General features: G+C 44.7%; 9 protein-coding genes. 7 read left to right on the top strand and 2 right to left on the bottom strand.

Annotation, left to right across the window (positions count from 1 at the left end; genetic code table 11):
* The first annotated feature begins 33 nt into the window (after window positions 1–33).
* From BF9343_RS02345 to BF9343_RS02315, 7 genes are all read left to right on the top strand, one after another.
* Window positions 34–1,356, top strand: coding sequence for a TolC family protein (locus BF9343_RS02345; protein ID WP_005784436.1), 1,323 nt, complete (start codon window positions 34–36; stop codon window positions 1,354–1,356).
* Window positions 1,357–1,801: 445 nt separating this feature from the next.
* Complete coding sequence (locus BF9343_RS02340) at window positions 1,802–2,362, top strand: RNA polymerase sigma-70 factor (RefSeq protein ID WP_008769331.1); 561 nt, start codon at window positions 1,802–1,804, stop codon at window positions 2,360–2,362.
* Window positions 2,363–2,455: 93 nt separating this feature from the next.
* Window positions 2,456–3,385, top strand: coding sequence for a FecR family protein (locus BF9343_RS02335; protein WP_010992071.1), 930 nt, complete (start codon window positions 2,456–2,458; stop codon window positions 3,383–3,385).
* 208 nt (window positions 3,386–3,593) lie between these two features.
* Window positions 3,594–6,764, top strand: a complete 3,171-nt coding sequence (locus BF9343_RS02330; protein WP_005813506.1) for a TonB-dependent receptor — start codon at window positions 3,594–3,596, stop codon at window positions 6,762–6,764.
* A gap of 16 nt (window positions 6,765–6,780) precedes the next feature.
* On the top strand, window positions 6,781–8,496 hold the full coding sequence (locus BF9343_RS02325; RefSeq protein ID WP_005796471.1) for a RagB/SusD family nutrient uptake outer membrane protein: 1,716 nt from the start codon (window positions 6,781–6,783) through the stop codon (window positions 8,494–8,496).
* Between the two features lie 107 nt (window positions 8,497–8,603).
* Entirely contained in the window at window positions 8,604–10,841 is a 2,238-nt protein-coding gene (locus BF9343_RS02320) for a glycoside hydrolase family 31 protein (RefSeq protein WP_010992070.1), read from the top strand.
* Window positions 10,842–10,954: 113 nt separating this feature from the next.
* A complete protein-coding gene (locus tag BF9343_RS02315) occupies window positions 10,955–13,123 on the top strand; it encodes an alpha-galactosidase (protein WP_010992069.1) in 2,169 nt (722 codons plus the stop codon).
* Window positions 13,124–13,296: 173 nt separating this feature from the next.
* Here BF9343_RS02315 and BF9343_RS02310 read toward each other — a convergent pair whose 3' ends face one another.
* Together BF9343_RS02310 and BF9343_RS02305 are read right to left on the bottom strand one after the other, a co-directional pair.
* Window positions 13,297–13,857: a hypothetical protein gene (locus tag BF9343_RS02310; protein ID WP_005813511.1), complete on the bottom strand. Its 561-nt coding sequence runs from the start codon at window positions 13,855–13,857 to the stop codon at window positions 13,297–13,299.
* 78 nt (window positions 13,858–13,935) lie between these two features.
* The gene (locus BF9343_RS02305) at window positions 13,936–15,288 is read right to left on the bottom strand and encodes a MutS family DNA mismatch repair protein (protein WP_032555764.1); all 1,353 of its coding nucleotides are present in this window, start codon (window positions 15,286–15,288) and stop codon (window positions 13,936–13,938) included.
* Window positions 15,289–15,336: the final 48 nt, after the last annotated feature.

Below are 15,336 nucleotides of genomic sequence, written 5' to 3'. Positions count from 1 at the left end.
TAGGGAAAGTATGAATCACCAACAATGCATAATATGAGAAATAAAATATTGATCAACTTATTGATACTGACCGGACTGTCAGCTTACACTGCACAGGCACAGGAAGGATGGACTTTACGCCGGTGTATCGATTATGCCATTGAGCATAATATCAATGTGCAACAAACGGCAAACTCGGCCGAACAGAGTAAAGTGGAGGTGAATACCGCCAAATGGGCACGCTTACCCAACCTTAGCGGCAGTGCTTCGCAAAATTGGAGTTGGGGACGTACAGCATCGCCGGTAGATAACACCTATAATGATATCAACAGCGGTAGCAGTAGCTTCAGCCTGGGTACAAATATTCCGTTATTCACCGGTCTGGAATTACCGAACCAGTATGCACTTACCAAACTAAACCTGAAAGCAGCAATCGAAGACCTGAATAAAGCAAAAGAAGATTTGGCAATCAATGTCACTTCCGCTTACCTGCAAGTGCTTTTTAATCAAGAGTTAAGCAAAGTGGCACAAAGTCAGGTAGGACTCAGCAAAGAACAACTGAACCGCATCACACGCTTGCATGAAGTAGGAAAAGCTTCTCCCGCCGAAGTTGCCGAAGCCAAAGCTCGCGTTGCACAAGATGAGATGAGTGCGGTACAGGCTGACAACAATTACCGGTTAGCTCTACTCGATTTAAGTCAATTGCTTGAACTTCCGACTCCGGAGAACTTCTCACTTGCCACACCGGATACGGAGTTGGAATTCTCTCCCCTTACTTCACCCGACGAAATCTATAACCAGGCCATGCTCTACAAACCGGGCATCAAAGCAGCCGAATATCGTCTTGAAGGTAGCGAAAAGAATGTCCGCATAGCAAAAAGCAGTTACTATCCGCAATTGTCCTTCTCTGCAGGATTAGGTACAAACTTCTATACGGTAAATGGTAACGCCGGTTCAAATTTTGGCAACCAAATGAAGAACAACCTGAATAAATATGCCGGATTCAGTCTGAACATACCTTTATTCAATCGCCTGGCCACTCGCAACCGTGTACGCACTGCGCGCCTGCAACAAACCAATCTGGCATTGCAACTGGACAATACCAAGAAGGTATTATATAAAGAAATCCAACAAGCATGGTACAATGCCATAGCTGCCGAGAGCAAGTTTAAGTCAAGTGAGTCGGCAGTAGAAGCCAGCCAAGAGTCCTTCCGCCTGATGAGTGAAAAGTTCGACAATGGAAAAGCGACCTCGGTCGAGTACAATGAATCCAAACTAAATCTGACTAAGGCATTGTCCGACCGGATTCAGGCCAAATATGACTATCTGTTCCGTACAAAGATTCTGGACTTTTACAAAGGACAGCCCATTGAGTAAGAGAAGTTATTATTATTATTATTGTAAGTGATAGGGGTGGGACAATGGTTCTACCCTTATTTTTTATCACCTTTCAGGCCATACAAAAAATAAAGGGCGAAATTCCCATTCCACCCTTTACCAATCAAAATTACAATCTAAGAATGAGCTATACCACGACCGGACAACTCACTCCTTCATTGTTATACAAGTAATATGCCAAAAACATAACTTCCTAATAATCAAAGATTCTAAGAAGGAAAAAGATGTTCGACAACGAACACCTCACCTACATTTGCGGACACTATAAAAAAGAGCAAATAAAACATACGATAGCAGACACCATCCCCGGGAAAGAAGCAAAACAGAAATACTCACAACTATTAATCCTCTTTTGCTTTTTTTTTCATACCTTGCGGCACTTTTAGATCATACAGAAAAATATCCCGGAACACAGTATACAAGAATGGACGACTTAAATATCAACAGTTTTAACGCTCTCTATACTCTTTATTACAGGAAGTCTTTCTTGTTTGCCAAATCGTATGTACACGACGAACAGGTAGCAGAAGACATTGCGGCCGAAGCACTGATCAAATTGTGGGAAAAACTGAAAACTGATATCATAAATTCCCCTCAGGCCATGTTACTCACCATTCTGAAAAATAAATCACTGGATTACTTACGTCTGGAACAAAACAAACTGAATGCCATGTCCGAGTTGAGTGAACTTTATGTTCGCGAACTGGATATTCGTGTATCCAGCCTGGAAGCTTGTGACCCGTCAGAGATTTTTTCCGAAGAAGTTAACCAAATTATCCAAGCCACCCTACGCACACTCCCGGAACAAACCCGAAGAGTCTTTAAAATGAGTCGTTTCGAGAATAAAATGAATAAGGAAATAGCTGAAAATCTGGGCATCACAGTCAAAGGAGTGGAATATCACATATCAAGGGCGCTTAAAGAATTCCGGATTTCACTCAAAGATTATCTTCCCTTGTTTTACTTCTTTTTCTATTTCCACTAAAAAAAATCAAGAAACAGACTAGGGTTGTATTCACTTCTATCGTCTTATAGATGTAACGGAGTAAAAAACGTTCATCAAGAACTCGTATAAATTATGAATCAAGAGATACTAAACAGATATCTTACAGGAGATGCCAGTGCGGAAGAAAAGCAAATGGTAGTCCGATGGCTGGATGCCGATCCACAACACATGCGTGAGTATCTTGCCCTGAGAAAGTTGCACGACATCACCCTTTGGCAAGAGAAACCGGCAGCAACGGTTGATAAAAAGAAATGGCTGACACTTCCTTATATCAGGGAGTTCATTAAAATAGCCGCTATTTTCCTCATAGCAGTTACCTCTGTTTATTTCCTGGCTCCGGAGAGAGGAAGAGATACACCTGATTTGAAAGCAATACATGTCCCATCAGGACAACGGGCAGAATTAACATTAGGTGACGGAACCCGAGTATGCCTGAATTCAAATACGACACTTACGTTTCCCGACCACTTCGACCGGAAAGAGCGTAGAGTGACACTGGACGGTGAAGGTTATTTCCAGGTGGCAAAAAATGAAAAGAAACCCTTCATCGTACAAGCCAAAGAATATGAAGTAAGAGTATTGGGTACCGAATTTAATGTGATGATGTATAAAGATCAGGACTTTTTCGAAACAGTCTTGCTGAAAGGCTCGGTAGAAGTAAACGAAACCACTACCGGCAGGAAAGTAAAACTGCAACCTAACGAACGGTTATTCGGCAAAGCCGGTCAACTCCGGAAAGAGAGTATCAACGAGTGGAACCGGGCATTGTGGATGCAAGGAATCCTTTATTTCGACAATACGCGCATGGACGAAATTATCCGCCAGTTAGGTCTATACTATGATGTAAAATTCATTTTGGAAAAAGAGTCCCTGGCAAATGTACGGTTCACCGGAAAATTTCGTATCAGAGACGGTGTAGAGCACGTATTAAAGGTGCTTCAACTGAAATGTAAATTCACCTATCAACGGGATGAAGACAGTAATACCATTACTATAAATTAAAAACAAGTATTAACTTTAAACTAAAAACAGGAACCAATGAAAACATAAGAACAAAAAGAGCCGAAAGTGGTGGCACACTTCCGGCTCCGGGTTAACAACACCCCAGTCTGCGAAAACTTAGTGAGTATTAATTAACACAGTGTACAAATGTATGAAAAACACTCTGATAAAAACAAGTAAAATCGTAAATAAATCAATTTCACATACTATGAAAATGATAGTTTTATTCCTTTTCGTTTTCATCTCGGGAGTATTCGCCGGCAATGCGAACTCTCAGGAAACAAAGGTATCTATCTCGAAAAACAATAAACCGATACGGGAAATCCTGGGCGAAATCGAACGCCAGACAGATTACCTGTTCGTATATTCCGAGAAGGAGGTAGATGTAAATCAACGCAAAACCGTCAATGTAAGTCAGCAACGGGTAGCTGATGTACTTTCTTCTCTATTCCGTAGCACCAATGTAGGTTATGCCATGGAAGGACACAACATCATGCTGATGGCAAAAACAACTCAAACAGACGCTGCACAGCAAAAACGTCATATTACAGGAGTGGTGAAAGACATCAAAGGAGAAACTATCATCGGAGCCAACATCATGATAAAGGGCACAGGTACAGGTGTGAGTACTAATATCGACGGAGAATTTTCCATCGAAGCAGCTGCCGGTGAGGAACTGATTGTTTCTTTCATCGGATACCTGACACAAACTATCAAAATCGATTCACAAAAAACGCTCAATATCAAATTACTGGAAGACACTAAAACACTGGAAGAAGTTGTCGTAGTAGGTTACACCGTACAGACGAAGTCGGCCGTAACCGGATCGGTAGCCGTAGTGAAAGCCGATAAATTGAAAGACGTAAACACACTGGAAGTAGGAAGTATGCTCCAAGGAAAAGTATCCGGCGTATATGTCTCAGGTTCATCCGGCGAACCGGGCCAAGCCAGCAAAATCCGTATTCGTGGTAAAGGCACACTGAACTCGTCTGTCTCTCCACTTTGGGTAGTCGACGGTGTGATTGTAGGTGAGGATCCGGGACTGAACCCGAACGAGATAGACAATATCAGTGTGCTGAAAGATGGTTCGGCTACCGCATTGTACGGTTCGCGTGCCGCCAACGGTGTTATTGTAGTAACCACCAAAAGAGGTGAATATGATGCCAACAAATATAGTGTATCGGTCAATGCCGGTGTATCCTTACTATCGACCGGGCGCCTTGAGATGATGAATTCACAAGAACTTTATGACTATCAGAAATCCTGGAATAATCAGTCGTGGTTCACAGAAGAACTTCTGAAACACAACACAGACTGGTTTAAAGAAGCTTCCAAACCAGGATTATATACCAACGCAAACATTACCTATACCGGAAGCAGCGGTCGTATGCGTTCCTTTGTTATGGCAGACTACTACCGCGAAGAGGGAGCCATTAAGGACTTTACATTGGACCGCTTCACTTTCCGTTCCAACAATGATGTGAAGTTTACAGACCGCTTCACCATGTCAACCAAGATTTCAGGTTCGCTCTCGCGCACAGACAGTCAGCAACGCAGCGTGTACAACACTTATCTCTACCTCCCTTGGGATTTCCCTTACAATGAAGACGGTTCTATCCGCTCGGGACAAGAACAAGACTGGAGAGGACGTGACGGAATCAACGACATGTATGACCTGCAATGGAACTGGAGCCGTTCGAAAAAACTGACGGTTGACGGAACCATTAATTTCAATTATCAGATTACGGATTGGTTGCGTTTCGAGTCAAACAACTATATTCGCTATATCAGTAACCGCTCCGAAAGCTACACGGACAAGCGTTCGCGTTCGGGGCAATCGGACAAAGGGTCGTTATCCAACTCTAATTCACTACTGACCAAGCAATTCACCAACCAAATGATACGTTTTGAGAAATCATTCGGCAAACACAAAGTCAACGCACTGGGAGCTTACGAATATACCCGCCACTTTTACGAATCGACTTCCGCCGAAGGACGAGGCATACAGCCCGGCAGAGAGATTCTGGACGTAACAACCGGTATTAAATCCATCGGTGGATACAAAGACGCCATTGCCACCCAATCGGCACTGTTCAATGCCAACTACGACTATGATAACCGCTACATGGGACAAGTATCGTATCGCATGGACGAATCATCTTGTTTCGGTAAAAACAATCGTATGGGACACTTCTTCACAGTCAGTGGCGGCTGGAATATCCAGAACGAAACTTTTTTCGAATCTCTTCGTGAGTCTGTCAACCAACTAAAAGTGAGAGTCAGTTATGGTTCTCTGGGTAACACTCCCGGAGCATACTACGGACACTACCCGCTCTATTCCTCAATGATGTATAATGACGAAGTAGCTTACTTCCCTTCACAGATGGGGAATGCCGACCTGTCGTGGGAGAAATGTTACACCACCAATATCGGTATCGACGCACGGTTCTTCGATCGCTTCGGAGTCACCATCGACCTGTACAATAAAAACACCTCGGACTTACTGTACTATGCCCCGCTACCCAATATATCAGGCTACACCGGACAATATAAAAATGTAGGTGCCATCAATAATAAGGGCCTCGAAATCAGTCTTAATGCAGATGTCATCCGTACCTCAAAATTCCAGTGGACCAGTGACTTCAACATTGGATTCAACCGAAACCGGGTTACCGAACTTTATGGAGGGAAACCGGAATTGAAGGGATTGAAACGCTTGGAAGAAGGACGGGATATGGATGAATGGTATCTGAGAGAATGGGCCGGTGTAGATCCTGCTAACGGTTCTCCATTGTGGTATACCACCGATGAGAATGGCAAACGCACAACTACCGACTCTTACAATAAAGCCGATCGTGTATATTGTGGTTCTGCCGCACCGAAGTTTACCGGTGGATGGATGAATTCGTTTAGCTATAAAGGTTTTACACTGACTGCCAACTTCGACTTTGTATACGGGAACCTGCTTTATAACCAATCCCGCGAATTGCTCGATTCCGACGGTGCTTATGCCGACTACAATTCAATGAAACTGAAAAGCGGCTGGAAACGCTGGGAAAAAGAAGGAGACATCGCCACGCATCCGAAAGCCATTAACGGAGGTAACAAAAACTCTAACAAATCGTCTTCACGCTATTTGGAGAAAGGCAATTACTTCAGCTTGCGCAACTTATCACTGGGGTATTCCATACCGGAGAAGTTATGCGGGAAACTGGGCTTGCAACGGGTCAACGTCTCTTGCAGTGCTGATAATCTATTCACGCTTACCCCATTCTCGGGGGTATCTCCCCAATTGTCGGACAGCAGTACCGACGGTTATGCAGGTACTATCTATCCGTTGAGCAGAAGAATCGTGTTCGGCCTTAATGTTTCATTCTAAAAAATCACGTCATATTATGAAAATCAAACATATCGTATCTTGCTTTTTCGTTTCTCTGATCGGACTTTCGGCTTGCTCCATAGAGGAACTCCCCTACAACCAACTGACAGAGGACGAGCTGGATGGCAGTTATGAATCTCTGCTGTCTGCCACCCGTGGTAACTATGCCGTATTTAAACAGACAGCCTTCCACCAGGGGTGGCACTATGCAGGCGAGTTGGCCAGTGATAACGTTTCGTTGAGCGGAGTGTCGTCGGATGCATTAATGTATATCTACAACTACCAGCGCATCACGGACAACTACCATATGTCGAACATGTGGGGATGGGCCTACCGCTCCATCATCAACTCCAACAAAATACTTGAGAAAGCACAGGAAGGAGAGAGCAAAGAGATGGACCAGCTGATTGGTGAAAACTACTTCCTCAGAGGATGGCTGGAATTTGTACTGGTCAATGTCTTCGGTCGTCCTTACAATCAGTCACCGGAAACCAACCTCGGGATTCCCCTGAAACTGACGGCAGACATAAACGACTATCCAATGCGCTCCACCGTAAAGGAATCTTACGAGCAAATCCTGAAAGACCTGAAGAAAGCAGAAACACTGCTGAATTCGGAGTCGAACATCTACGCCGGTCCCAGTGCAGCCAAGGCTCTGTTGTCACGCGTCTATCTGTACATGGGTAACAATAAGCTGGCTGCCGAATACGCTACCGAAGTAATCGAAAGTTCAGGACGTACTTTACTGGAAGGAGAAGCTTATGCTACAGCCAATGTTTTGGTACCGGAAGATAATCCGGAAATCATCTTTGCCATCCGTTGTACTAAAGATAAAGACGACTACGGTTGGAACTCTATCGGAGGCTTTTATGCCAATATCGATGGGGTAGGCTGGGGAGAGTTGTATGCTTCCGAACCACTCCGGGATGCGTATGCGGAATATCCGGAGGACTTGCGCTCACGATATATCGTTCCGCAATACCTGAAAGATGACGAGACAGGTGAATATCGTAAAGAATTTATCTATATCGAATCCTCCGAAGAAGATGGAGTCCCCAGAAAGTATTACCGCTGGAACGAAATCATAGAAGAAAACGGAAACTACCGGATCAAAGATGCCTATTTGTCGAAGTATGAATACAAAGACACACTGACCATGAAGCAGGATGCCGGAGGCTATTACGTAGAATCGAGACTGAAATCGGGTAAAGACAATCCCACCCCGGGCACATACGAAAAACATTACGTGACCATCCAAAATCTGATGGCAAAACGCAATGACTATCCGAAGTACTACGTATACAAATGCTCCAAACAAGAAAACCAACCCCAGCTGTGGTCACCAACTGTTCTCCGTCTGGGCGAAATGTACCTGAACCGTGCGGAAGCCTATGCCAAAGAACCGGCATTGGGTGATGCTTTGGCAGACCTCAACGTAATCCGTACCCGGGCACACATACCCGCACTTTCGGCCGGTGACATGAAACCCGGTAAAACCATGTTGGAATATGTATTGGAGGAACGCCGCAAGGAGTTGGCTTTCGAAGGACATCGCCGCTTCGACATCTTCCGCAACGGACTGACCATGAACCGTACCTATCCGGGCACTCACGACCGTGGAGCCGCAACTTCGGTCCGCCTGACCATTTCAGCTGACGATCCGGCAGCAATCGAATTCATCCCTCAACGTGAGATCGATTCATATCCGGGAGTCTTGGAACAGAATCCATAAAGGGAGAAACATCCGGTGAACCCTTGTCCGAGTATACGAGGGTCTACCGGATAAAAAGAAGATATAGAGATAACCTGAACAGTTCATTTAACAAAAATAAAAACGACATGAGAAACATCCAACGAACCATCCTTTGGATAGCCGGGCTACTCTTTTGCCTGCCATCCTCCAGTTCAAACCCAGTAGTCATAGGCAATAGCCGTTTTACCTTTATCACCGACCATCTGGTACGTATGGAATACGCACAGCAGGGAAAGTTCCTGAACGACTCTACCCTCTTCGCTGTAGACCGTACCCCCAGATGTACCGAAGTAAAAGTAGAGCGTAAAGAAGGCAACCGTTACATCATGACCACTCCCGCCATGCGTGTCGAGTATTACAATGACGGATTTCCCTTCGGACAAACCAACTTGTTTGTCTATTTCCGAAACGGAGACTCCCCTAAAGAAAAACGTTGGTACATAGCCAGCCGCCAAAGCCGGAATCTATTGGGAGCAGTGACAACGCTTGATGACGTAGAAGGTCCCATCGACCGCCAGGAAGGGTTATTGAGCCGGGACGGCTGGTATCTTATTAACGATACCGGTAAGGAAGTCCTAAAAAACGGATGGGTGGCGACACGTGACCGTAACCATGTTCAGGATCTGTATTTGTTTGTTTACGGTAATGACTACAAGGCAGCCTTGAAATCACTTCAGACAGTCAGCGGACCATCACCGATGACCCGCAAATATGTACACGGATCTTGGTATTGCCGCTGGTGGAACTACACAGACGAAGATTATCGCCAGTTGGTACGGGAATATCGTGAACACGACTTTCCCCTCGATATCATGGTGTTCGATATGGGATGGCATACACAAAATGCCAAAGTCGGAACCGGACATGCCGGCACACGGGGTTGGACAGGCTATAGCTGGAACCGTAAACTGATTCCCGAACCGGAGAAACTGATAAAAGACTTCAAAGACGATCATATCTACGTAGTACTGAACGAACATCCACATGACGGCATCCGTCCGCACGAAGATAGTTATCAAGCTTTTGTACGAGATTTGGGAGTCGATACCCAGCAAACAGGTGTACCCCTGTTTGACGCAGGTAACCGTGACTATATGAATGCTTTCATGAAACATGCTCATCAGGAAAGTGATTCCATGGGAGTAGCCTTCTGGTGGCTCGACTGGCAACAAGATTATCTATATCCTCTGGTACGGGGAACAAATATGAAACATCTTCCCTGGATGAATCACATCTATTATAATTATTCGTCCGGTAACCACCTTCGCGGTGCAGGTTTCAGCCGTTGGGCCGGATGGGGCGACCATCGTCACCCGATTCAATTCTCCGGTGATGCTGTGGGCAACTGGAACTTACTCCGCTTTGAGGTCGACCTGACTACCACCAGCGGCAATGCAGGTTGTTTCTTCTGGGCACATGACCTTGGCGGATTCTACGACGGAACCGACCCGGAACTTTACACTCGCTGGACACAGTTCGGATTGCTGAATTCTTCACTCCGCATCCACTCGGTGTACGACGAAAAACTCGACCGCCGTCCCTGGCTCTGGGGCGTAGAAGCAGAAAAGGCAATGCACCGGATTTACCACCTACGCTCTCAACTGATGCCCTACATCTACTCTTCCGTCCGCCAATGCCATACAGATATGTTGCCACTTAACCGGGGAATGTACATTGAATATCCGGACGAAGAAAAAGCCTATCAGTATCCGGGACAATTTCTCTTCGGTGACCTCTTGTTGGGTGCTCCCATCACCGCCAAGGGAGAAGGAGAAAAAAAGATAGCCACACAAGAGGTCTGGCTGCCCGGTGGAACCGACTGGTATAATTTCTTCACCGGAGAAAGACAAGAAGGCGGACAAGTGATCAAAACGAAAAGCCCGCTGGAACAATTTCCATTGTTCATCAAGGGAGGTTGTCCTCTGCCGATGCAGCCTTATACGGAACGAATGTGTTCCACCCCGCTCACAGAATTGATCGTACGTTGTTATCCGGGCAAAGAAGGAGCAAACAATACTTATATCCTGTACGAAGACGACGGACTGACCCAAGACTACCTGCAAGGGAAGTATGCCACCACACGCCTCAACTATCAGAAATCAGGGGGACAGACGATCATCACTGTATCTCCGGTAGAAGGGACTTATGAAGGACAGCCCCGAAAACGTGCCTACCGGATCGAACTGCCGGGGATTCCGGTACAGGCCCGTGTGTCGGTAAACGGCAAAAAGGCTCGAACAACTCCCAATCAAGAATTAAACGGAGTTATCGTACCTATTAAGGTAATGGATATCCATAAACCGGTTGTAATCAAAATACAATAATAATACGGCCTTTTCCCACTCTCCTCCCCCCACAAAGCAGATTGGAAAAACCAATAGCAATTCCTACCCGCCAATTGGGAAAGTAGCGGGATAAGGCCCTCAAATAAAGTACAATGCTAAAAAGAACATTTATATTAATCGGCCTTGTCCTGAGTTTTTGTTCACTGCCAGCGCAAGAACTGATTCAGATTACGACACGCAACACAGCACTTGTTTTCAGGGTTGCCAATCAGTCACTAAGACAAGTTTATTATGGCCCACGCCTGGCAGACACCGATGTATTACAGAAACAGGGCAATAACTTTCCGGCATATTCGACTTATGGAATGGGAGAACAAAACGAAGTGGCCCTTCATGCAGTACATGCAGACGGTAATACCTCTACACTACTGAACTTTGAAAACGTGAAACAAGAGTCTCCGGAACCCGGCATAACACTGACTACGATTTCACTGAAAGACCCGCTATATCCTTTTCAAGTGAAACTTTTCTATAAGGCATACGAAGAGAGCGACCTTATAGAACAATGGACTATATATCAGCATACTGAAAAGAAACCGGTAACACTTTACCAGTTTGCTTCCGCACAGCTCTCCTTTAAGTCTTCCTCCTACCGACTCACTCACTTTGCCGGTGACTGGGCCGGAGAATGCAACATGAGTGAAGTAGAACTGACAGAAGGCATCAAAGTGATAGATTCCAAATTAGGAACCCGTGCCACATTCTTTGCTCATCCCATGTGTCTGCTATCCCTGAACGGACGGATGACTGAAGACAATGGAGAAGTGATAGGGATGGCTCTGGCATGGCCTGCCAACTTCAAGTTGGAGTTTGAAAAAAACAACAATCAGGAACTCCGTGTACTTGCCGGAATGAATCCGTACGCATCACACTACAAACTTAAAAAAGGAGATGTATTCCAAACTCCTTCGTTCCTCTACACATACAGTACAAAAGGAAACGGACAGGTCAGTCGTAATTTCCACCGTTGGGCACGTAAATATGGTTTACGCCACGGAGAAAATTCACGTTATACCCTGATGAACAACTGGGAAGCCACTTACTTCAACTTTAACGAACCCAAACTGAAATCAATTATAGAAGATGCTGCAGGGATGGGCTTCGAACTCTTCCTGCTGGACGACGGATGGTTTGGACAGAAACATCCCCGCAACAATGATGACGCAGGACTTGGCGACTGGGTGGTAAACAAAGAAAAACTTCCCAACGGACTGGGATGGCTGGTAAAACAATGTACGGATAATGATATCAAGTTCGGTATCTGGGTGGAACCCGAAATGGTAAACCCCCAAAGTGAACTATTCGAAAAACATCCTGACTGGGTAATCCAGCAACCGGAACGTGAACATATTCTCTTTCGCCGGCAACTGGTACTCGACCTGTCGAATCCCGAAGTACAAGAGTTTGTATATAAGAGTGTACACGACATTCTGAAAGATAACCCTCAGATAGCTTTTGTGAAATGGGACTGTAACCGTGCTGTAACCAACCCGGGATCCACTTATTTACCTGCCGACGAACAGTCACACATATGGATCGAATACGGACGGGGATTACTGAATGTTTTTAAGAAAGTACGCGATTCACATCCCGACGTACACTTTATGCTTTGTTCTGGTGGAGGAGGCCGTCTGGATTACGGTTCACTGCGCTACTTCGAGGAATACTGGCCCAGCGATAATACCGATGCCTTGCAACGTATCCTTATTCAATGGGGCAATTCACAGTTCTTTCCCTCGATAGCAATGTGTTGCCATGTTTCTGCCAGTCCGAATCATCAGACCGGGCGCACTACTCCACTGAAATTCCGCTTTGACGTAGCTATGCAGGGAGCTTTGGGAATGGATTTACAACCGTCCACCATGAATGAAAAAGAAGTAATCTTTGCCAAAGAGGCTATCAAGACTTACGAAAGTATCCGTAACATAGTGTTTACAGGCGACCTGTACCGTATTTTATCTCCTTACGAAGGTAACCGCACCTCCATGATGTATGTATTGCCGGACAAGAGTCGTGCCGTATTCTATGCTTACCAATTAAAATCACATATCGGTGAAGTTAGTGCTCCGATGCGTTTCAAAGGTCTGATTCCCGACAAGAAATACAACGTGAAAGAATTGAACATCTATCCGGGAAGCCGTGCTGCAACAGGGTCAGCCAACGGACAATCTTTCAGTGGCGATTTCCTGATGAATCAAGGCTTGCCTATTGGTTTATCCGGTGATTACAGTAGCGCTGTCATTGAGTTGGAACAGCAGTAGCCGACAAGAGGTTGTTTCATAACTCACCACAGATTACACAGATTTACATAGATAAATATTATTGGTTATCAGTAGATTTAAAATCGTTTTGTGTAAATCGGTGTAATCTATGGTGAATACGAGTTTTGACACATTTACATTTGCAGTAATAGCAATCCGGCTATAAGTGTTTATTATTGATCGATTCCAAATGAAGCCACAATGATATTTTTTTCATCCAAAGAATTAGGATTACGAACCGTTATCCCATATTCGCCCACCGGCTTTTCTTTCAATGTGATCAGATAAGAACTTTCTCCATATTTTTTAGCTGTATACGGAAGTAGTTCCAGATTATTGCTAGAGGCTCCTCCAAATGTACTCAAAGAAGATAACTCGGCCTTACGTACCTTCTTACCCGTTTCGAACTGAAAGATATTAATAATAGACATTGGATCGGTATTGTTGTCCACAGCTCTCACAATCAACTTAAAATCATCTCCCTGATGTAATCGTACCTGAGCGCTAGGACCATCTACATTTATCTTTGTTTTCACTTTACCCATACCTACCAAATATACCGAAGCATTGGCTTTTGTTTTGATTTTAACAGTAGCTTTTTCCAGCGGAGTCGTGCTGTTATCCGGATTTAACACTAACACCTCACCTATAAAATCAGGTTCGGTAACCGTCTCTTGTGCATAACTACCTGTACAGAACAGAATGCTTATCAAAAATAATAATTTAATTCTCATACTTGTCGTTGTTTTTAAATTAAAATAATCTACAATTATATCTATTATTCACAATTTTTCCTATAAGAGTCAGTTACATTATTTCTCAAATCCGGCAAGTTCTTTCTTCACAATCCAATATCCAACTCTTGACTCTGAAATACCCGGCTTCACTTTATGGTTACATATCAACTCGTCATCCACTATCGCAGATTCTAAATAATAAAAACAACAGGCGTCATCTCCATCCAATTTACGGGCCAATTCTATGATATGTGTAGATATCAAAAAACGGCTATATGCCTTTGCTTTCAACACCTCTGCTACGGCAACCGATGCCTCAAAAGCATCCCGCGCATTGGTTCCCCTAAACAATTCATCGAAAAGTACAAAACAGTGATGCCCCTTGTTAATCTGTTCCAGCACCTCTTTTACTCTCAATACTTCCGCATAGAAATGGCTGCGACCATCTCTCAGAGAATCCGGCAGATTGATAGAAGTAAAAATACCATCGAACATAGGGCAAACCATCGAGGAAGCCGGTACCGGAAATCCGGCATGAGCCAACCATACAGCAGATGCTATTGCCTTCAAAGTCGTGGATTTACCCGCCATATTCGACCCGGTAAAGATACAGATATTCCCATTCTCCATCTCCCAATCGTTCGCTACAGCATCTTTCACTTGCGGATGATAGAAATTGCACAGCATAAACTTGCTATCATTAGTAAAAGAAGGAAAGCACCAACCTTTCGTCACTGCTGTCCGATGCATGGTACGAATGGCATCCAATTGATATACAATAGAAAGAAGAGCTGCAATGGTATGATTTCGTCGATAACGGAAAATGTAATCCAAACGGTCGGTCCGGTAAAAGCTATCTTCCTGCCCGCAGGAATCAACCATTTTTCCCAATTCTGTAGCCTGATAGATCTCTGAAATAGTGGCGGCAATGTTACGGATCAACCGGGGAGAGAGTTCCGTCACATGATCTGCAAAAGTTTTCAGCTCCAACAAAACGTTTTCAAGCAACTTCGTCCCCCTACGGATGACATAACGCTCGGGAGTAGCCCTGAAATGCCGGAAGATATATGAAAAGGCAGATTCCAAATAGCTCACTCTCGTCGGACGATCTCCCTGGCTGAGATAAAACTCAATGAAATCCAGTTCTTCCCTACAAATACGTATCTCCGGAAAGTCCGGATAGCGGATCGCTTCCTGCCTTTCGTGCAATGCTTTCCAATCAGACAAAGGGTGAACCAGCCACTCTTCCAGACACCTCTTTCCTCCATCACTTTCCGTCATGTCAAAGAGCGAGAAAAGAGTTTTCTCGCCATACGTACTTTCCACAATTCCTAAGTCATTGAGGGTCTGTCGATCTGTTCGCAACTTTTTCACGGTACCTCCTATGATAGATTTCCCAAAGATATAATATTTTTCCGGGAATAGCACTATTCATCCTCCGGGAATTGTATAACTTTGCAGCCGATAAATCCATAG

This window comes from Bacteroides fragilis NCTC 9343 (assembly GCF_000025985.1).
Classification (GTDB): domain Bacteria; phylum Bacteroidota; class Bacteroidia; order Bacteroidales; family Bacteroidaceae; genus Bacteroides; species Bacteroides fragilis.
Note: the sequence above shows the minus strand (reverse complement) of the source record. Positions and strands in the feature narration are given on the sequence as shown.

Excerpts from the sequence above, each read along its gene's own strand:
- BF9343_RS02345 (WP_005784436.1), top strand. The coding sequence starts at position 34 with ATGAGAAATAAAATATTGATCAACTTATTGATACTGACCGGACTGTCA.
- BF9343_RS02325 (WP_005796471.1), top strand. The coding sequence starts at position 6,781 with ATGAAAATCAAACATATCGTATCTTGCTTTTTCGTTTCTCTGATCGGA.
- BF9343_RS02320 (WP_010992070.1), top strand. The coding sequence starts at position 8,604 with ATGAGAAACATCCAACGAACCATCCTTTGGATAGCCGGGCTACTCTTT.
- BF9343_RS02310 (WP_005813511.1), bottom strand. The coding sequence starts at position 13,857 with ATGAGAATTAAATTATTATTTTTGATAAGCATTCTGTTCTGTACAGGT.
- BF9343_RS02330 (WP_005813506.1), top strand. The coding sequence starts at position 3,594 with ATGAAAATGATAGTTTTATTCCTTTTCGTTTTCATCTCGGGAGTATTC.
- BF9343_RS02335 (WP_010992071.1), top strand. The coding sequence starts at position 2,456 with ATGAATCAAGAGATACTAAACAGATATCTTACAGGAGATGCCAGTGCG.
- BF9343_RS02340 (WP_008769331.1), top strand. The coding sequence starts at position 1,802 with ATGGACGACTTAAATATCAACAGTTTTAACGCTCTCTATACTCTTTAT.
- BF9343_RS02315 (WP_010992069.1), top strand. The coding sequence starts at position 10,955 with ATGCTAAAAAGAACATTTATATTAATCGGCCTTGTCCTGAGTTTTTGT.